This window comes from Nocardiopsis aegyptia (assembly GCF_013410755.1).
Lineage (GTDB): Bacteria > Actinomycetota > Actinomycetes > Streptosporangiales > Streptosporangiaceae > Nocardiopsis > Nocardiopsis aegyptia.
On the sequence record NZ_JACCFS010000001.1, the window covers coordinates 3,599,286 to 3,618,020 of the forward strand.

The 18,735-nt window shown below is 68.4% G+C and carries 18 protein-coding genes; 11 read left to right on the top strand and 7 right to left on the bottom strand.

The window, feature by feature from the left end:
• Positions 1-126 precede the first annotated feature (126 nt).
• Positions 127-873 (bottom strand): IclR family transcriptional regulator, encoded by a 747-nt coding sequence (locus tag HNR10_RS32005; RefSeq protein ID WP_179824479.1) that lies wholly within the window; start codon positions 871-873, stop codon positions 127-129.
• A 39-nt stretch (positions 874-912) separates the two neighbouring features.
• Positions 913-2,115: a sugar kinase gene (locus HNR10_RS16190; protein WP_246407241.1), complete on the bottom strand. Its 1,203-nt coding sequence runs from the start codon at positions 2,113-2,115 to the stop codon at positions 913-915.
• A gap of 134 nt (positions 2,116-2,249) precedes the next feature.
• Between HNR10_RS16190 and HNR10_RS16195 the strand changes: the two genes are divergently transcribed.
• From HNR10_RS16195 to HNR10_RS16210, 4 genes are all read left to right on the top strand, one after another.
• Positions 2,250-3,515, top strand: coding sequence for an amidohydrolase/deacetylase family metallohydrolase (locus tag HNR10_RS16195; protein WP_179824482.1), 1,266 nt, complete (start codon positions 2,250-2,252; stop codon positions 3,513-3,515).
• A complete protein-coding gene (locus HNR10_RS16200; RefSeq protein ID WP_179824484.1) occupies positions 3,512-4,885 on the top strand; it encodes an alanine racemase in 1,374 nt (457 codons plus the stop codon). Before HNR10_RS16195 ends, HNR10_RS16200 begins: the two co-directional genes overlap by 4 nt.
• Before the next feature lie 51 nt (positions 4,886-4,936).
• Positions 4,937-5,323 carry a RidA family protein gene (locus tag HNR10_RS16205; protein ID WP_179824486.1) on the top strand — a complete coding sequence of 129 codons (387 nt, stop codon included), beginning with the start codon at positions 4,937-4,939 and terminating at the stop codon, positions 5,321-5,323.
• Between the two features lie 177 nt (positions 5,324-5,500).
• Positions 5,501-7,024, top strand: coding sequence for a sodium:solute symporter family protein (locus tag HNR10_RS16210; RefSeq protein WP_179824488.1), 1,524 nt, complete (start codon positions 5,501-5,503; stop codon positions 7,022-7,024).
• Between the two features lie 189 nt (positions 7,025-7,213).
• Here HNR10_RS16210 and HNR10_RS16215 read toward each other — a convergent pair whose 3' ends face one another.
• The 3 genes from HNR10_RS16215 to HNR10_RS16225 all read right to left on the bottom strand — a co-directional run bounded on the left by HNR10_RS16215 (position 7,214) and on the right by HNR10_RS16225 (position 9,697).
• Positions 7,214-7,708 carry a hypothetical protein gene (locus HNR10_RS16215; protein WP_179824490.1) on the bottom strand — a complete coding sequence of 165 codons (495 nt, stop codon included), beginning with the start codon at positions 7,706-7,708 and terminating at the stop codon, positions 7,214-7,216.
• A 367-nt stretch (positions 7,709-8,075) separates the two neighbouring features.
• The gene (locus tag HNR10_RS16220; RefSeq protein WP_179824492.1) at positions 8,076-8,357 is read right to left on the bottom strand and encodes a hypothetical protein; all 282 of its coding nucleotides are present in this window, start codon (positions 8,355-8,357) and stop codon (positions 8,076-8,078) included.
• Positions 8,358-8,572: 215 nt separating this feature from the next.
• A complete protein-coding gene (locus tag HNR10_RS16225; RefSeq protein ID WP_179824495.1) occupies positions 8,573-9,697 on the bottom strand; it encodes an AraC family transcriptional regulator in 1,125 nt (374 codons plus the stop codon).
• A 320-nt stretch (positions 9,698-10,017) separates the two neighbouring features.
• On the opposite strand from HNR10_RS16225, the gene HNR10_RS16230 reads away from it, so the two are divergent.
• The 4 genes from HNR10_RS16230 to HNR10_RS32010 all read left to right on the top strand — a co-directional run bounded on the left by HNR10_RS16230 (position 10,018) and on the right by HNR10_RS32010 (position 13,629).
• Complete coding sequence (locus tag HNR10_RS16230) at positions 10,018-10,554, top strand: carboxymuconolactone decarboxylase family protein (protein WP_179824497.1); 537 nt, start codon at positions 10,018-10,020, stop codon at positions 10,552-10,554.
• Between the two features lie 202 nt (positions 10,555-10,756).
• The gene (locus HNR10_RS16235; RefSeq protein ID WP_179824499.1) at positions 10,757-11,635 is read left to right on the top strand and encodes an alpha/beta fold hydrolase; all 879 of its coding nucleotides are present in this window, start codon (positions 10,757-10,759) and stop codon (positions 11,633-11,635) included.
• A gap of 58 nt (positions 11,636-11,693) precedes the next feature.
• Complete coding sequence (locus tag HNR10_RS16240; RefSeq protein ID WP_179824501.1) at positions 11,694-12,140, top strand: nuclear transport factor 2 family protein; 447 nt, start codon at positions 11,694-11,696, stop codon at positions 12,138-12,140.
• A 73-nt stretch (positions 12,141-12,213) separates the two neighbouring features.
• Positions 12,214-13,629, top strand: a complete 1,416-nt coding sequence (locus tag HNR10_RS32010; protein WP_312889293.1) for a dihydrolipoyl dehydrogenase family protein — start codon at positions 12,214-12,216, stop codon at positions 13,627-13,629.
• Positions 13,630-13,745: 116 nt separating this feature from the next.
• On the opposite strand, the gene HNR10_RS16250 is transcribed toward HNR10_RS32010, so the two are convergent.
• Together HNR10_RS16250 and HNR10_RS16255 are read right to left on the bottom strand one after the other, a co-directional pair.
• The gene (locus tag HNR10_RS16250) at positions 13,746-14,282 is read right to left on the bottom strand and encodes a DUF488 domain-containing protein (RefSeq protein ID WP_179824503.1); all 537 of its coding nucleotides are present in this window, start codon (positions 14,280-14,282) and stop codon (positions 13,746-13,748) included.
• Positions 14,275-14,490, bottom strand: coding sequence for a hypervirulence associated TUDOR domain-containing protein (locus HNR10_RS16255; RefSeq protein ID WP_179824505.1), 216 nt, complete (start codon positions 14,488-14,490; stop codon positions 14,275-14,277). The genes HNR10_RS16250 and HNR10_RS16255 overlap by 8 nt, the downstream gene beginning before the upstream one ends.
• A 214-nt stretch (positions 14,491-14,704) precedes the next feature.
• Here HNR10_RS16255 and HNR10_RS16260 point away from each other — a divergent pair, with 214 nt between their 5' ends.
• Genes HNR10_RS16260 through HNR10_RS16270 form a run of 3 tightly spaced genes read left to right on the top strand, consistent with a single transcriptional unit; the run spans position 14,705 to position 18,727 of the window.
• Complete coding sequence (locus HNR10_RS16260; RefSeq protein ID WP_179824507.1) at positions 14,705-16,054, top strand: tyrosine-type recombinase/integrase; 1,350 nt, start codon at positions 14,705-14,707, stop codon at positions 16,052-16,054.
• A gap of 23 nt (positions 16,055-16,077) precedes the next feature.
• A complete protein-coding gene (locus HNR10_RS16265; RefSeq protein WP_179824509.1) occupies positions 16,078-17,886 on the top strand; it encodes an AAA family ATPase in 1,809 nt (602 codons plus the stop codon).
• Complete coding sequence (locus tag HNR10_RS16270) at positions 17,879-18,727, top strand: hypothetical protein (protein WP_179824511.1); 849 nt, start codon at positions 17,879-17,881, stop codon at positions 18,725-18,727. The genes HNR10_RS16265 and HNR10_RS16270 overlap by 8 nt, the downstream gene beginning before the upstream one ends.
• Positions 18,728-18,735 lie beyond the last annotated feature (8 nt).

Sequence of the window (18,735 nt, forward strand, 5' to 3'; positions counted from 1 at the left end):
CGGCGAAGAAGCCGGCCCAGCCGGAGAGGGGGATGCCCTGGGCGGTTCCGGCGGTGGCCCCGGTGGCGTTCGCGGCGGCGTTCGTGTCGGCGTCGGCGCCGGTGCCCGCGGCGTTGTGCGTGTCGGTCATGTGTGGCTCCAACCCAGTTCTTCGCTGATGTCGCGTGCGGTGGCGGTGAGGTCTCCGGTGAGGGCGAGCAGGTCGGGCCGGTCCAGGACCATGCTGGGCGCCGACACCGAGATCGCCGCCGCCACCCGTCCCGCCGCGTCGAAGACGGGTGCGGCCACGCAGTGGATGAACTCCTCGTGCTCGAAGTCGTCCAGCGACCAGCCCCGCTCGGCGGTGCGGGCCAGTTCCTCGTCGAGCGCGGCCCGGTCCGTGCGGGTGTTCGGGGTGCACGACTCGAACGGCGGATCGCCGAGGAGGGCGCCGCGCTCGCGCTCCGGCAGGTGCGCCAGGATCGCCTTGCCGATGCCCGTGGCGTGCAGCGGGGCCAGCGCGCCGATGTGGGAGTACATCCGCACGGCGTGCCGCGACTCCACCTTGTCCAGGTAGACCACGCGGTCGCCCTCCAGTGCCCCCAGGTGGATGGTCTGGCCGGTCGAGGCGCCCAGATCGCGCAGGTGCCGCGCCGCCAGGCCCCGGATGTCGAGGCCCTCCAGCGCGGCCGCGGCCAGGGTGGCCATGCGCGGTCCGAGCTGGTAGCTGCCGTCGTCGGTGCGGCGCACGAAGCGCTGCTCCTCCAGGGTGCGCAGCAGCCGCAGCGAGGTCGTGCGGTGCACGTCCAGGCGGCGGCCCAGCTCACTGATGGTGGTGGGGCCGTCGGCCAGCTCCACGAGTATCCGCATGGCGCGTTCGACACTGTTGGACACCGGTAGTTCTCCCCTTGGTCGTCACGGGCGGGCCCGAGGTCAGGCTCCCAGGTCAGGGCCGGAGACAGTCTCCCAGGCGGTGCGGGCGCCGTGGGAGGCGCGGGAGCCATGCGCGTCGTGGGCGCTGTGGGCGCTGCGGGCGCTGCGGGTGTCGTGGGGGGCGTGGGCGCTGCGGGTGTCGTGGGAGCTCGACGGTTCGGGCGGGATGTCACCGTGCAGGCCAAGGACGACCCCGGCCAGGCGGGCGCCCTCGGCCAGGCAGTCGGGCATGGGCGCGTCGTCCAGGAACCGGTCGAGGAACCCGGCGGCGAACGCGTCGCCGGCGCCGACCGGTTCGACGACCTCGACCCGGGGGGCGGCCTGGAACCACGACCGGTCGCCGCGGACGGCGGTGGCGCCCTCCGCGCCCTGCTTGACGACGAGCAGGTCCGGGCCGCGCAGCAGCTCCCGCAACCCCGCCGGGTCGGTCACGCCCCACAGCGATTGGGCCTCGTCGAGTCCGCAGAAGACCAGGTCGGCGCGGCGCGCGAGGTCCAGGAGCCGGTCGGCGTTGCGGGCGTCGTGCAGGGCGGGGCGGTAGTTGACGTCGAAGCTGCGCAGGGTGCCGGGCGGGGCGGCGTCCAACAGCTCCTCGACGAGTCCGTCGGTGGAGGCGGACAGGGCCGCGGTGATGCCGGACGTGTGGACCAGCCGGGGCCGCAGCCGCCAGGCCTGCGCGGCGTCCGGCCGGCCGAGGGTCGAGGCGGCCGAGTCGCGGCGCCAGTAGCGCACACGTGTTCCCTCGGGTCGCGGCTCCTTCATGTAGAGCCCGGTGGTGCGCTCGTGGTCGGTGCGTGCGACGCAGTGCACGCCGGCGGCGGTGAGGCGCGCCCGGACCAGGCGGCCGAAGGGGTCGTCGCCCAGCGCGCTGAGCCAGGCCGCTGAGCGACCGGCGCGGGCCAGGTGCACGGCGACGTTGGACTCGGCTCCACCGATCTCGGCGTGGAAGCGGGGAGGGGAACCCGGGTCGTCGGAGTCCGGGCCCGTGCCGGGGGCGGCGGGCGGCCCGTCGGTGGACGGCGTGCCGGAGTCCGGTCGGTCCGGTCCGTCGGGCGCGTCCGGTCCGTTCGGTCCGTCCGGTCGTCGGCCGTCGGGGATCAGCAGCGCCATCGTCTCGCCCACGCACACGGCGTCGACCGGTTCCGGCGCGCTACCGGGGTGGACGGAGGAGGAGTGCGGCTCGTCCTCGGTCCGCTGCGGCATGTTCACCCACGACCTCCCGATGGTTGTCCGCGTCACAGGGGGTGTTGACCTGCGGCACTGCCGAATGCTATTCCTGGCGATGGCAAATATGCAACAGTGCTGCGCATGGCGCAGCACCGAAGGGAATGGTTGGTGTGTGGGACCTGTTGCTCCGCGGCGGCCGCGTCATCGACCCCGACTCGGGGCGCGACGGCACCGCCGACGTCGCCGTGCGGGCGGGACGGATCGCCGCCGTCGCCCCCGTGCTCCCGGCGACCGAGGCCGCCCGCACCGTCGACGCCACCGGTCGCCTCGTCCTGCCCGGCCTGGTCGACCTGCACACCCACCTGTGGCACGGCGCCACCTACTGGGGGCTCGACCCGGTCGCGCTGGCCTGGCGCACCGGCGTGACGACCTGGGTCGACGCCGGATCGGCCGGCGCCTACGCCATGGACGGCCTGCGCCGCACCGTCGCCGAGCCCGCGCCCTTCCGGGTCCACGCGCTGATCAACGTCTCCGGCCTCGGCCTGGTCGGACGTACCGGTGAGCACCACGTCCTGGACAACCTCGACGTGGACGCCGCCGTCGCGGTCGCCGCCCAACAGGGCGACCTGGTCCGCGGCGTCAAGGCCCGCATCGACCGCCACACCGTCGGCGAGCACGGCGTGGAGCCGCTGCGCCGGGCGGCGCTCCTGGCCCGTCGGCTCGAACGGCCGCTCATGGTGCACATCGGCTACGGACCGCCCGGGCTGGCCGACGTCGAGCCCTTCCTCGACGAGGGCGACATCCTCACCCACTGCGCCACCGGCGTGGCCCCCGACCTGGTCGTCGACGGACGGCCCACAGACGCCCTCAAACGGCTGCGCGACTCCGGCGTGGTCTTCGACCTCGGCCACGGGTCGGGCGCCTTCGACTTCGACGTGCTCGAAGCCGAACTCGCCGCCGGGGTCGAACCGGTGGTCTCCACCGACCTGCACATCCGCTCGGTGTACGGGCCCGCCTTCGACCTGCCGACCGTGATGGGCAAGGCCATGGCGGCCGGGATGGACCTGGCCCGGACCATCGCCGCCGTCACCGTGCGCCCGGCACGTGCCCTCGGACTCGACGCGGGCACGCTCGCGGTCGGCGCACGGGCGGACATCGCCGTCTTCGACATGGAGGAGGGCGCCTTCCCCACGGTCGACGTGCACGGCGGAGTCCGCGACGCGCCGCTGCGGCTGACCAACACCGCCACCTACGCCGCGGGCCGCCTGCTCGAACCGCACGCCGCCCAGGCCCCGCCGGTGTGGGTCCCGCTCAGCGACGCCCAGCGGCGGGCCGAGGACGAGCGCCGCGCGCGGGTCCGGGCCTCCGTCCAGCACCTGGACCGGCCCGAGGACTTCGACGAACCCTTCCCCCGACCCACGGGAGCACAGCGATGACCGACAGCAGCACATTCCGGCCCGGAGCTGCGTCCGCGCCCTCCGCCCCGTCCGCGCCCTCCGCCCCGTCCGCGCCCTCCGCCCCTTCCACCATCGCCGGGGCCGGACTGCCCGCCGCGCCCCTGGCCGCCCTGGACACCGCGCCCGTCGAAGCGCGGTCCCTCCCGGACAGCCCCACCACCGCGGCCGCGGTCCGATCCGCCGGCCTGCATCTGCGCGACCTCTGGCTGCCCGCCGTCACCCTGGACGAGTCGGCCCTGCGCCACAACCTGGACCGCTTCGCGCGCTGGTGCGCCGACCGGGGCGCCGACCTGGCCCCGCACGCCAAGACCACCATGTCCCCGCACCTGTGGTCGGCGCAGCTCGACCGCGGCGCCTGGGGCCTCACCGCCGCCACCACCGCACAGGCCCGCACCATGCGCTCCTTCGGCGCTCCGCGCGTGCTGATCGCCAACGAGGTCGTGGAGGAGGGGCAGCTCGCGTGGATCGCCGACGCCCTGGCCGACCCGGACTTCCACGTCCTCTGCCTGGTCGACTCCGCCGCCGGAGTCCGCATCATGGAATCGGCCCTGGCCGACGCCCCCCGCCCCCTCCCCGTTCTGCTGGAACTGGGCGTGGCCGGAAGGCGCACGGGTGTACGCGACCTCGACGACGCCCTCGACCTCGCCCGCCGGGTCGCCGCCTCCCCGGCGCTGACCCTGGCCGGAGTCGAGGCCTTCGAAGGGGTCTTCCCTCAGCGGCGTGACGACGACTCGCCCGCGCGGGTCCGCGCCTGGCTCGACCGGCTGCTCGACTTCGCGCGCCGCGCCGACACCGAGGACCTGTTCGCCGGTGCCGACGAGGTGATCGTCACCGCGGGCGGCAGCTGCTACCCCGACCTGGTCGCCGACGCCCTGTCGTCCCCGCCCGAGCTGTCCCTGCCGGTCCGGCGGATCATCCGGTCCGGCTGCTACCTCACCCACGACGACCTCTTCATGGAGCGCGCCTCGCCGCTGCGCTCCGCCGTGGCCGACGACCCGCTGCGGCCCGCGCTCAGCTGCCACGCCCGCGTGCTGTCCCGACCCGAGCCCGGGCGGGCCCTGCTGGGCGTCGGCAAGCGCGACGTGTCGTTCGACATCGACCTGCCCGTCCCCCGCGCCCTGCTGCGCGGGGACCGGCGCATCCCGCTGGACGGCGCCGCCCGCGTCGTCGAGCTCAACGACCACCACGGGTTCCTCGACTTCACCGCAACCGGCGACGCGGCCCCCGCCGTGGGCGACATCGTCGAACTCGGGCTGTCACACCCGTGCACGGTGTTCGACAAGTGGCCGCTGATTCCGGTACTCGACACCGAGGGCCGGGTCGTGGACGCCGTCCGCACCCTGTTCTGACCGCGTCGGCCACACACCGACGCCTCGCACGTACACCCAAGGAGGGCACGCATGGCAAAGAAGAAGCAGGTCATCACCACCCCGGACGCCGCACCGCCCGGCGGTCCCTACTCCCACGCCGTCATCGCCGGGGACTTCGTTTACCTGGCCGGCGCCACCCCGCACCGCACCGACCGCTCGCTGGTGGACGGTCCGTTCGAGGAGCAGGCCCGCGCGACCTTCGACAACCTCGTCACCGTGGCCAAGGCCGCCGGCTCGAGCCTGGCCGACGCCGTCCAGGCACGGGTCTACCTGCGCGACCTGGACGACTTCCAGGCGATGAACGGGATCTTCCAGGAGTACTTCGGCGACGAACCGCCGGTCCGCACCACCATCCAGGCGGACCTGCCCGGCTTCCTCATCGAGGTCGACGCGGTGCTCTACAAGCCCGCCGAGTAGGACCCGCACACGCAGGAGTCCGCGGGGATCCCGCCCCGATCCCGCTCGGGCGCAGCCGACCCCACCCGGGCACACCCGGCACCGCGCCGGGTGTGCCCCACCCTTCCCCGCTCGCACCGAGGCCGACCCCTCGTTCATCACCGAGCGTCACTCCCCTGTCACTTTTGGACATGTACCATGATCGAATCCCATATGGGCTACCTGGTGGCCCTGCTCCTCGCGGTCCTCCTCATGCTCGGCATCAGCTGGTGGGTCGCCCGGCGCACCAGCACCGGGGAGGACTTCCTCCTCGCCGGGCGCAAGCTCAGCACCCCGCTCGTGATGGGGAGCACCCTCGCCACGCTCGTCGGCACCGGCTCCAGCCTGGGAGCGGTGGGCTTCGCCTACCAGAACGGGTGGGCCGGCGCGCTCTACGGGATCGGCGGCGCCCTCGGCATCTTCCTGCTGCTGTGGCTCTTCTCCGACGTGCGCAAGCACGGCTTCATGACCTTCGCCGAGGAGATGAGCTACTACTACGGCGCCAGCCGCGCGGTGAAGGGCGTGGTGGCCGTCCTGCTCTTCCTGGCCTCCGTGGGCTGGCTCGGCGCGCACATCATGGGCGGCGCCATGTACCTGTCCTTCCTCACCGGCATGGACGAGAACCTCGCCAAGGTGGTCATCGCGGCCGGCTTCGGCCTGTACACCGTGGTGGGCGGATACCTGGCGGTCGTCATCACCGACGCCATCCAGGGCACCATCCTCTTCCTCGGCTTCACCATCCTGGCGGTGCTGTCCCTGGTGACCGTGGGCGGCTTCGACGGCCTGCGCGAGGGCGTCAGCGAGGAAGCCGCCTCCATGCTCGGTGTCGAGGCCCTGGGCCCGCTGCCCGCCGTGTCGCTCGCCCTGGTCATCGCCGTCGGCGTGCTGGCCACGCCCTCCTACCGGCAGCGCATCTACTCCGCGGCCAACGTGAGGACCGTCCGGCGCAGCTTCCTGCTCGCCGGGGTGCTCTTCGCCGCCTTCTCCCTCCTCCCGGCGGTCGCCGGGATGTCGGCCAGCGGCCTGGCGCCCGGCCTGGAGAACCCGGACATGGCGTTCCCGTACCTCGCCACGACCCTGTTCCCGCTGTGGGTCGGCGCGTTCCTGCTGGTCGCCGGGTTGTCGGCGACGATGTCCTCCGGTGACTCCGACGCCATCGTCGGCGTCACCATCCTGATGCGCGACGTCTCCCAGGTGGTCACGGGTCGGCTGCCGAAGGCGAAGAACCTCGTCCGCGCCTCGCGGTGGTCCCTGGTCGCCGTGCTCGGCCTGGCCCTGGGCTTCGCCCTGCTGGCCACGACGATCATCGAGTACATCACCCTGATGATCTCCACGGTGCTGACGGGGCTGCTGGTGGCGTCGCTCCTGGGCAAGTTCTGGCCGCGCGCCACCTGGCAGGGCGGCATCGCGGCCATGCTCGGCGGTTCGGTGGCGGCCCTGGTCGTCAACAACGTGGAGTCCTTCGGCGCCTTCTGGGGCAACGCGGTGATCCCGTCGCTGACGGTGGCCCTGGTGGCGGGTGTGGTGGTCAGCCTGGTCACGCCGCGCACCACGGTCACGGGTGAGGAGGCGCTGCGCCGCCTCGCCGAGGAGCGCGCCGAGCTCGACGTCGGCACGGTGGTGCGCGGCGCCGAAGGCGGCGTCGAGACCGGTTCCGAGTCCGAGGAGCAGCCGAAGAGCTGACCCGTCGTCCACCGCCCGCCTCCGGGCGACCGGGTCCGCCCGGCTCCGGGCCCGTCCGCCGACCCACGTGGTCCGCGGGCGGGCCCCTGGTCATCCGCCGCTGCCTCCGTTGTTCGCGACCGGCGTGCCCCTGCCGCTTCCGGACCGGTCCTGGAACCACACACACCGGGCGGGCCGCGGCGGTGGTGGCTACGGTTCGGGCCAGAACTGGGCCAGGTACTGTTCGCGGCCTTCGAGGGCGCGCTTGGCGGCTCTGAACCCGGGTCCCTGGACATCGTCGAACCGGTCGTAGAGCGCCATGTGGGCCTCGCTCACCTCATGGCGGTTGCGGTGCGCGACCCGGATCCCGTACCTGCCCGGTGCCGCCAGGGTGAGCAGGTCGGGTTGCACGCCCGCGGTGATCTCACTGACACCGACCACTCCCGTCGCGATCTCGATGACGGCGGTATGCGAGCCCTCCCAGGAACCCTCGTCCCAGGCCGGTTCGGTATCCCACGACTCCAGGGTCAGGTGAACACGGACGTTGGTCTGCAGGCTGCGTAGGTAGACGGAGCGCTCGCCGACGCTGAAGTCGCGGCGGCCGGGAACGGAGGCCGTGTCGTCGTAGTCCTGGCAGTCGAAGATCTGGAACATGCCGTAGTCGGGGTAGACGAGGGTGCTGTTCCGGCTGAGGATGCGGCTCATGCGTCTGCTCCGTGATCGGGGGCGCGTGGGTTCCACGAGCGTAGGAGGAGGCGCCGTCAAGGCCACGGCGTACTCCGCCCGGGGCCGGCTCTGCTCCACCGGCCCGCCGGTGGACGCGCGCGTCTCCCACCTGCGGAAGATCTCCCTCCGGCGGACCCGCCCCCGAGGGCCTACGGCCGGCCGGTTCATGGCGGGTCGGCCAGGCCGAAAGGGGTCCGTGCCCTTGTCGGGTGACGATCTGTCGACAAGTCCATCTGTGCTCTCGTAGGCATGACCGGACCCACGTGCCGCAAACGCGCCCAGCGAAGAAGGCACAGGGCCGCGGACCCGGGCGGCCATGAGGAGAAGTGAACGCGGGATGCGGCCGTCACCGCATCGGATCGCCGGCGTCCGACCGCCCTCGCGCACGGCGGCTCCGGCCACGGAACCAGCGTGCGGGCACGGTGATGAGGGGGCGGGTATCCGTGGTCCCGGTCTTGAGGTCCTGGTGTGCTCGCCGGTAGGCGAGGGCGCTTCCGAGGCCGCAGAGGGTGGCCGCGACCCCTGTGCACACGCCGTGGAAGAGGGTGCCCGAGAGCAGGTGTCCGGCCGCCAGCATGGACTGGACCACGGTGGCGACCAGGAGGATCAGGCCGAGCCCGGCTTTCATGGCACCTCCGGTACGCGGGGGACACGTACCGGTCAGCCAACCCGCACCGGACAGCCTGCGCAACCCCGGCGCGTAGAACTCCCCGTCCGCCCTCGGATACGGCGGAGGCGGGGCTCCGCCGGACAGGCCTTCGTGTTCGTCGGGGTGACGGGACGCGAACCCACGGCCTCGTCACCCTGGCCGGACCGCGCCACGACGACCTCGCCGTCCCCGGTCTACTCCGCGCCGATGCCCGACGGCTCGGCCGGCCGGCTCTCCCAGCGGCGAACGGCGCGGCGCAGCGCCCGCACGTCGCTGTACCCGACCCGACCGGCGATCGACTTCATGGGCAGCCGGCCGTCCCGCATCAGGGACAACGCCACCTCCTGGCGCGCGGTCTCCACCTCGTCGCGCCAGGTACTGTCCCGCTCCGCCAGGCGCCGCTGCAGGGTGCGCGGGCTGATCGCCATCTGCCGGGCCACCGTTTCCAGAGCGAGCGAGTCCGACTCGAAGCAGGCGTGCAGCGCCAGGCGGAAGACGTCGTACCAGTCCAGCAGCGGCTTCGCCGCGGCCATCATCATGGCGGCGTGCCTGCCCAGCATCTCCTGCAGCCCGAACTGGGCGTTGGGCAACGGCCGGCGGATGTCCCGGGTCAGGAACGTCAGCGAGGTGGCCGGTGCTTCGAAATCCACACAGGAGGTGTCGAACAGCTCCCGCAGCGCCGCGTGCGAGCGCGGGGCCCTCTGCTGCAGCCCCACGCGTACCGGGACCAGGGGCGTCCCCGTCGCCTCGCGGCAGCGCCGCAGCAGCAGCGCCAACACCCACCGCTCGATCGCCGCCTTCACATCCGCTTCGTACGGACAGGTGGAATGGCTGATCGTGTACAGCTCGCCGTCCTCCACCCCCTCGAAGATCTCCGCTCCCGGATCGGCCACGACGCCGATGTAGCGCGAAGCGGAGCGGATCGAGTCCATGATGGTCGGCCCCGAGGTGAGCATGTAGTCCCACACCCCGAGGGTGCCGGGCGGCGGCGCGGCGAGCTGCAGTGCGCCGTCGCGGCTCGGTGCGGGGTTGTGGGCGACCAGGTACCTCCACATCGCGCTCGCGGAGTCGGTCGGTATCCGGGAGAGGTCGTCGGCGAGGACGTCGGTCCGTAGGTCCGGCAGGCGTGCGACCTGGCCGGGGTTGCCGCCGGCCCTGCTCACCTCCCCCGACAGGAATCGCGCCATGGACGCGGAGACCGTCCCCTCCAGCCGTGGCGGTGGGACCGCGGTGGCGAGCCCGTCCGGACGGCCGTCACCGCTTCGGGGATCGGAAGCCGGTCCGACATGGTCGGGCTGCCCGTCACGGGACTCGGTCATGCTGGTGACCCTTCGTCGGCGGCCGGTCTCTGGGGGAGACCGGTGGGGGGTCGGGGCCGGCGGATACCAGATCGTGCGCCCCGGGCGGGACGATCCGAGGTCGATGCTATCCCGCGCCCTATGTCCGGGATGTGCTGGTCCAGAGAACGCCGGGGCCGGGCGCGACGGGCCGAGCGCAGACCGTCCGGGCCTGCTGGGAGGCGATGGCGCGTTGGGGCCCCTCGGTGGCGTATCGGGTCCCTGTGTGGGGCGTTGCGCCGCTTCTAGGTTGAGATCACCGGCTCACCGGTGACCGATCACCCGCCTGAAAGGACCTGACGATGTCCCGACTTCCCCTCATCCAGCCCGAGGCCGCCAACGGCCAGGCCGCCGAACTGCTGACCGCCGTGCAGAAGGCGCTGGGCGTCACGCCGAACATGACCAAGGCGATGGCCAACAGTCCCGCCGTGCTCAAGGCCTACCTGGAGTTCTCCGGCGCACTGGGGGCCGGCGTGCTGTCGGCCGCGGTGCGCGAGCGGATCGCGCTGCTGGTCGCCCAGCAGAACGAATGCGACTACTGCCTGTCCGCGCACACCTACATCGGCACCAAGCTGGCCGGGCTGAGCCCGGAGGAGGCCGAAGCGGCCCGCGGCGGCCGTGCCGATGAGCCCAAGGTCGAGGCCGTGCTGGCCTTCGCCGCCACCGTGCTGCGCACCCGTGGCGACATCGAGGACACCGATGTGAAGGAGGCCCGTCAGGCGGGACTGTCCGACGAGGAGATCGCCGAGGTCGTCGGCCACGTCGCCCTCAACGTCTTCACCAACTACTTCAACAAGTCCGCCGGCACCGAGATCGACTGGCCCGTCGTCCGCCACTGACCGACCGACTGACCGACTGACCGGGTACGGCGGGCACGACCGCCGTACGCGGTCGACACCCTGGCCACCGCGCCGCACGCCGTCTCCGGCGGCCACCGAAGCCGTTTCGCCCCCGGCCGTCCGCTCGGCGCCGCCACCGCGGTACCGGTTCCGTCCGGCCGTCGGGAACCCGTCTCCACCCGATCGACAGGAACAGACCGCAATGACCGTCCACCCGATCCGCCACGCCACCGTCGAGATCGATGGGCTGCCCGTGTTCTACCGGGAGGCCGGCGACCCCGCCGATCCCACGCTCGTCCTGCTGCACGGCTTCCCCAGCAGCTCGGCCATGTACCGGGACCTCCTCGCCGACCTGGCCGACCGCTACCACCTGATCGCGCCCGACCACATCGGCTTCGGCCAGTCCGCGATGCCGCCGGTGGGCGAGTTCGAGTACAGCTTCGAGAACCTCACCCAGGTGACCCTCGCGCTGCTCGACGAGCTGGGCGTGGACCGGTTCGCCCTCTACATCCAGGACTACGGCGCTCCCATCGGGCTGCGCATCGCCAGCCGCCACCCCGAGCGGGTCACCGCCATCATCAGCCAGAGCGGCAACGCCTACACGGACGGCTTCACCCCGTTCTGGGACGTGCTGTTCGCCCACGCCGAGGACCGCGCCGCCCACGAGCCCGCCGTCCGCGAACTGCTGACCGCCGAAGCCACGCGCTGGCAGCACACCCACGGCGTCCCCGCCGAACTGCTGGACCGTGTCAGCCCGGACGCCTGGGTCCTCGACCAGGCGTATCTGGACCGCCCGGGCAACAAGGAGATCCAGCTCCAGCTGTTCTGGGACTACCAGTTCAACCTGGACGGCTACCCGGTCTTCCAGGAGTACTTCCGCACCCATCGGCCGCCCGTCCTGGTCACCTGGGGCCGGAACGACGAGATCTTCGGCCCGGACGGTGCCAAGGCCCATGCCCGGGACCTGCCCGACGCCGAGATCCACCTTCTCGACGCCGGCCACTTCGCCCTCGCGACCCACGGCCACGAGATCGCCGGCCTGATCCGCGACTTCCTCGGACGCAACGTCACCGCCGCCTGAGCACCGATCCCACCACCTCCGAGGCCGGAGGACGGCCTCGACCGAAGGAGCAACCACCGTGTCCACCGCACGTCCGCCGCTTCCGCCGTTCACCGCCGAGACCGCCGCGCAGAAGGTGCGGATGGCCGAGGACGGCTGGAACACCCGTGACCCCCAGCGGGTCTCCCTCGCCTACACACCCGACTCCGTCTGGCGCAACAGGGACGAGTTCCTCTCGGGACGCGAGCAGATCGTGGAGTTCCTGACCCGCAAGTGGGCCAAGGAGCACAAGTACGCTCTGCGCAAGCAACTGTGGGCCTTCACCGAGAACAGGATCGCCGTCCGCTTCCAGTACGAGTGGCACGACGCCGACGGCCGGTGGTGGCGCAGCCACGGCAACGAACTGTGGGAATTCGACGCCGACGGCCTGATGTCCCGCCGCGAGGCCAGCATCAACGACGTGGCCATCAGCGCGGACGACCGCACCATCTTCGGCCCCCGCCCCGGCGACGAGGACCCGAGGTGACCGGGACGCCCGGTGCACCGATTCCGCGGAAGACGCACAATCGACAGGTCACGTTGAACGAGAGGCAGGCGCTGTGGACGAATTCGATGTCGTGGTGGTGGGGGCAGGACCGACCGGGGAGAACCTGGCGGAACGGGCGCACGCCGGCGGGCTGAGCGTCGCGATCGTGGAGGCCGAGCTGGTCGGTGGCGAGTGCTCGTACTGGGCGTGCATGCCCAGCAAGGCACTGCTGCGCCCGGCCGCCGCGCTGGCCGACGCGCGACGCCTGCCCGGCGCCCGCGAAGCGGTCGGCGGGCGGTTGGACGCGGCGGCGGTCCTCAAGAGCCGGGACGGGTTCGCCGCGCACTGGAAGGACGACGGACAGGCCGGATGGCTGGAGAGCGCGGGAGTGGTCCTGGTACGCGGCCACGGCCGGCTGGACGGGCCCAAGCGCGTCTCGGTGCGGACTCCGGAGGGCGGGCAACGGGTGCTGACCGCCCGGCACGCCGTCGCGGTGTGCACGGGCACCCGCGCGGCGCTGCCCGATCTACCGGGACTGGCCGAGGCCCGTCCCTGGACCAGCCGTGAGGCGACCGCGTCCGCGCAGGTGCCGCCGCGGCTGGCCGTCGTCGGCGGCGGCGTGGTGGCCTGCGAGATGGCCACGGCCTGGCGGGCGCTCGGCAGCGAGGTCGTCCAACTCGTGCGCGGATCGTCGCTGCTGCCCCGGTTGGAGCCGTTCGCCGGGGAACTGGTGGCCGAGAGCCTGCGGGAGTCGGGGGTCGACGTACGGTTCGGCACGTCGGTCACCGCGGTGCGCCGGGACGGATCGCTGACGCTCACGCTGGAGGGCGGCGAGACGGTGACCGCCGACGAGGTGCTGTTCGCCACCGGCCGGACGCCGGCCACCTCCGACCTCGGGCTCGAAACGGTCGGCCTGGAGCCGGGCCGGCCGGTCGAGGTCGACTCCACCGGTCTGGCGGTCGGCGTCCCGGACGGGTGGCTGTACGCGGCCGGGGACGTCAACGGTCGCGCGCTGCTCACCCACCAGGGCAAGTACCAGGGCCGCGTCTTCGGCGGAGTGATCGCCGACCGCGCCGCCGGCCGGCCGCTGGACACCGCCGACTGGGGGCGCAGCGTGGCCACTGCGGACGAGCGGGCCGTGCCGCAGGTCGTATTCACCGACCCCGAAGCGGTGTCGGTCGGCCTCACCCTGCGCGAGGCGACCCGCGACGGACACCGTGTGCGGGCGGTCGACTTCGACCTCGGCAACCTCGCCGGTGCCGCCCTGCACGCCGACGGGTATCGGGGCCGCGCCCGGGCGGTGGTGGACCTGGATCGCGAGATACTCCTCGGCGCCACCTTCGTCGGGGCGGGCGTCGCCGAGCTGCTCCACTCGGCCACGATCGCCGTCACCGCCGAGGTCCCCATCTCCCGCCTGTGGCACGCCGTCCCCTCCTTCCCCACCCTCAGCGAGGTCTGGCTCCGGCTCCTGGAGACCTACCGCGGCTGAACACCGACCCCGCGTGCCCTGCCGTCTCGTCGAGACCACAGGGCCAGGGCACGCGGGAGCCCCCATCCGTGGGGGTCCCGCGCTCAAGGGTGAGAGGGCTCCCGACGTGTGGCCTGCTATCCGATGGCGGGATACGTGACGTTTCTGTGGGGGTCGATGACGGCGCCGGGGCTCAACTGTGCCGCATCGATGCGGCCGAGGCCGAGGATGTGCCGCACGTCCTCGTCGTGGGCGAGGAGATGATCGGCGATGATCCTCCGGTGGCAGCGCCACCACACCGCCTCGGAGCACATCACGACCGTGCGTCGCGTGCGTCCCCACGCCCGCAGCTCGGCGAGGGCGCTCCGGAAGTCCTCGGAGAACGCATGGTCGGCGTAGTTGTGGAAGCTGCGGTTCTCCCACCAGGCGTTGACCTCGAACGGCACGTCCCGGCTCACCGGACGACGTCCGGTCAGCCCCTCAGCGCGCCGGTACCCGATCCCCACCTCGCCGAGGGCGACCGAGAGCGCGTCCTGGTCGAACCGCGGATACCGGGCCGAGCCCGGAAGCCTCCGAACATCGACGACCAGCTCGATACGGGACTCCCGGAGCAGCTCGATGAACTCGGCGAGCGTCCGGTTGGAATGCCCGACGGTGAAGGACGGCTCACTCATCGACCAGTCGCAGGGCGCTGCCCTTGTGGGCGGCGACGTGGTCGGTCTTGTCGCTCTTGATCTCGTACTGCGGATCGTCCGGCGACGCCCGGCGGGTGTGGCCCTTGTACTCGAAGTCCTTGGTGTGCACCTTCGTCACCGTGCCCGAGACGTGCCCAGCCTCCGAGTTCCATGTCACATGGTCACCGACGCTGAACCGATCAGACATAACGACTCCCTCCGTGATCAATTCATGGAAACGCCCCAGCCTGACCCAAACACTGGAACGGACACAGCCGCCCCCGACATCCCACCGAAGAACGAACGAAGATCGAAACTTGACGGTGACGTGCAACTGGTCGAAGCGCTCGCCGGGGTCGAGGCCTGACCGATGATGACGCACGGTCCACGGTCAGACGACGGTCAGGGAGAAGGGTTCAGCCGTGGGGTTCTCGCGGAAGCGTGTGGGGCGGGCTGGGAGGCCGCGCTACACCGCCTACTTCAAGGACATTAAGGGCAAGGAGCGGTCGGCGGGCACCTTCGCCAACAAGCGGGACGCCGACAGGGCGTGGCAGCGCGCCGGGGCACGGTTGGCGGAGGGGCGGGTGGGTGATCCGGCCCGAGGCCGGAAGTCCTTCCAGCGCTACGTGGAGGAGACCTGGCTCCCCAACCACGAGGTGGAGGCGACCACTCGGCAGAGCTACACCTACTCGATCCGCAAACACATCATGCCCGAGTTCGGGCCGATGCGGATGGTGGAGATCCTGCCGGAGCATGTCCGGGCGTGGGTGGCCAAGCTCAAGGACGCCGGGGTCTCACCGGTGACGATCAAGTACAACAAGGTGCTGTTGAGCACCATCTTCACCACCGCGCTCAACGACCAGGTGGTTTACCTCCACCCCTGCAAGGGCGTACGCACCCCGCATGTCGCGGTGAAGCCGCGCACGATCGTCACTCCGGAGCAGTTCGATTCTGTGTACCGGGCGCTGCCCGCCGCATGGGCGCGGTTACTGGTCGAGACCGCCATAGAGAGCGGGCTGCGCTGGGGAGAGTTGTCTGAGCTACGGGTCAGGGATCTGGACACGCGAACCCGCATCCTGACGGTGAGCCGTGCGGTCGTGGAGGTCAATCCCGAGTTCCACCCCACGGGCGGCCGGTTCCTCGTGAAAGAGTATCCGAAGGGTCACGAGTACCGGCGGTTCAAGCTGAGTACGCAGATCGTCCGCAAACTTCAGGAGCACGTGGCGGGTAGGCGGCTTCGCTCGGATGACCTCCTGTTCCCGATGCCAGCCGAACCCAGGACTCCCAAGCTCCGAGCCGTTCCCGACCCTGACACCCTGGGTCGCACCGAACCCAATGACAAGGGACGGACGTACAAGCACGGCACCCTCAGCGCGTACGCAGCGGGGAAGTGCCGGTGCCGCTACTGCAAGGACGCCTACGCCTTGTACCGAGCCCGACGCCGCGCGGAAGGCAAGGATGACCCCCGGCTGTCCCGGACCCCAGACACCGACGGTCACATTTCATCCGACCGGTTCCGTCGCCAAGTCTGGAAGCCAGCGATCACGGCCGCAGACATCGGCGTGAGCTTGCGTATGCACGACCTTCGCCAAGCACATGCATCCTGGCTGCTGGCGGGCGGCGCGGACCTCCAGATCGTGAAGGAACGCCTCGGCCACGCCGACATCGCCACCACTGCCCGCTACCTGCACACCCTCCCAGACGCCGACGAGACGGCCCTCGACGCACTGTCACGCATCCGCAACCGTTCCAGCAGCGGCGCTCCGCAATGAGAGACTTGTTCATCGCTGGGAGCTTGACCGAGGAACTTGATTATTTGGGATTACTTAGGAATCATAGGGGTTCAGTCTTGTCCTCAATCGAGGCGAACTTCTGGTTTGGCCTAACTTGTAAGAGGACTGTGGGGGTGGCAATGAGCTCTGGAAATGTCGAGCCTTCCATGGCAAATATTTTCGAAGAGCGAGCGGAGTACCTTTCCAAGGTTGAGCTGGCAGAGTGGACTGCTGAAACCAAAGGGGATCGGTCTATCTTGCCTAAACTGAAAGGACCGGGCGCAAAGCTGCTAATTGGACCACGAGGATGTGGAAAATCTACGCTTCTTCGAAGGGCGTACTTTGAGCTCCAAGAAGAAGGGGCTCACCTATCCGTATACGTAAATTACAGTAAATCACTTGCCCTGGAGCCACTTTTCCATAAATCTGCCAATGCTCTTCAATTGTTTCGACAGTGGGTGCTTCTTAAGATAGCAATCGGGGTAGAGAACTCTCTGCTGGAATGTGGGAGGAGAGTGCCCACTAGCCTCTCGTCTCTTACCCAAGGAGCCAAGTCATTCATTAAGCACTTGGAGGCCGGGGAGACTGTTGAAATGCCAGATGAGTACACAACACCAACGGAGCTCCTCCAGGCTCTCGAGTCGTGGACTCAAAGCTCTGGCCTTAAAAGGTGTGTCCTGTTGCTTGATGACGCAGCCCACGCTTTTTCTCCGGAACAGCAGCGAGAATTCTTTGAGATATTTCGAGAGCTGCGATCCCGGAAGATTTCAGCCAAAGCTGCCGTATATCCGGGAATTACTAGTTATTCGCCAAATTTTCATGTCGGACATGAGGCAGAATTGGTGGAATCCTGGTTTAGGCCAGACGAGGAGGATTATCTCGATGTAATGAGAGAGATCGTGAAGCGAAGGATTCCTGAGTCCCACCTTGAAAGATTGAAGGGTCGGGAAGAGCTAATTGACTACCTGGCATTGGCTTCATTTGGACTCCCCCGCGGCTTTCTGGTTATGCTTTCACAACTTCTGGGTGTGGAAGAAGATGACAATCACAACCCCACTAGAAAAATGGCGGATAATGCGATATCTAATCATGCATCATCGGTGCGACACATATTCGCAACTCTGGCGGATAAGCTGCCAAGGTACAAGAATTTTGTCGAGTATGGAAAAAAGTTGGAGGCAGGATCAGTCCGCCATTTGCAGGCATTCAATAGCGGGCGCCAAGGTCGCTCTAAAGCGACCGTAATTGCTTTTCCTGGTCCAATTGATCCCAAGCTCTCTCGCATGATATCTATGCTCGAATATGCAGGCATTATTCGAGTTGCAGGAACAGTGTCACGCGGAGTCAAGGGGGTATTTCACCGGTATACTATTCACTATGCAATCCTGATCGAGGGAAATGCTCTCAGCCTTGGTCGGGCTTTCTCTGTTTCTGATATTAACTCTACGCTAGCGAGTCGCGATGCGCATGCTTTTTCGCGCCTGCAGCCGAGGAACGTCCTTGGTGACAACTACACAGAAGAATGCACGCTTGATCTTCTTCCGTGCACTAACTGCGGAGCTCCACGACTATCAGAGGACGCACAGTTCTGCATGAAATGCGGCCGAAAATTGCTTACGGCTTCGGTTTATGAAGAACTCCTAAAATCCCCAATAGAGAACCTGCCATTGACCACCAATAAGCTGCAGGGGCTTAAGAAAAATACTTCTATCCGCACGGTGAATGACATCTTGTTGGATGAAGAAAATTCGCAGATTAGGGGAGTTCCGCACATCGGCCCTGTCTGGGCCGCACGCATTCGTCGCTATGCAGAGGAGTTTGTCAGTGTCTAAGGGAAAAGTTCGATCGGCTGATCCACCTTCCTGGAAGAAGGTCAATCTCCCTCCCGAATCTATCGACACGGACTTTTCCTCATGCTGCGCCAATTCTGAAGTTATCGAAAGCCCAATTGATGCTTTCTATAGTAATATTGGAGATGTGCTTCGACTTGGCATGCCAGATGACCTCGATGAAAGTAGGACATTAGGGCGATTGCTGGCCCTGGGAATAGTCACAGGGGCGGAATCCTATTTCAGATCATTATTTTCTGCATTGATTAGTTTGTGTCCGTTGGTGCGGGAGCGTGTTTCGGAGCAGATGGTTCCATTGGGGGCACTAGACTACTACGGTGCAGAGAAAGCTGATATGGGACTCTTTGAGGGTGTCAGCTTTGCAAGCGAATCTGAAATCAAGAAGAGAAGTAACAGCCTTCTGGGATTCACTTGGAAGCCCGAAAGCTCATTGGGTGTAGCACTGAGGGGTTATGATGTTGTTTGCCACATTCGGCATGCAAGCGTTCACTCACATGGTGTACTCAGTCGAGGAAATGCCAAGGCCATAGGCTTGGACAAGGCAGTCAGTGGGTCTGAGGTGATTCTGGACTTCCCTCATCTGCAAAAAATCGCTCTCATTTGCACGAATGTGATTCGAGAATATAATAGCCAACTTCATGCAGCGACCATCGATAAATGGATCAAACATAAAATACTCAAAGGCGCCTGGAGTGAAGATCGCGATTTAGTGGCGGGGGCCTTCGTCCTATTTAGATCTAAAATTGATAACATTTCGCCCAGGGATTCTTATAGATATTATATGCCTCTCCGTTCTATTATCCTGAAGAGATGGAATGAATGAATGTGTGC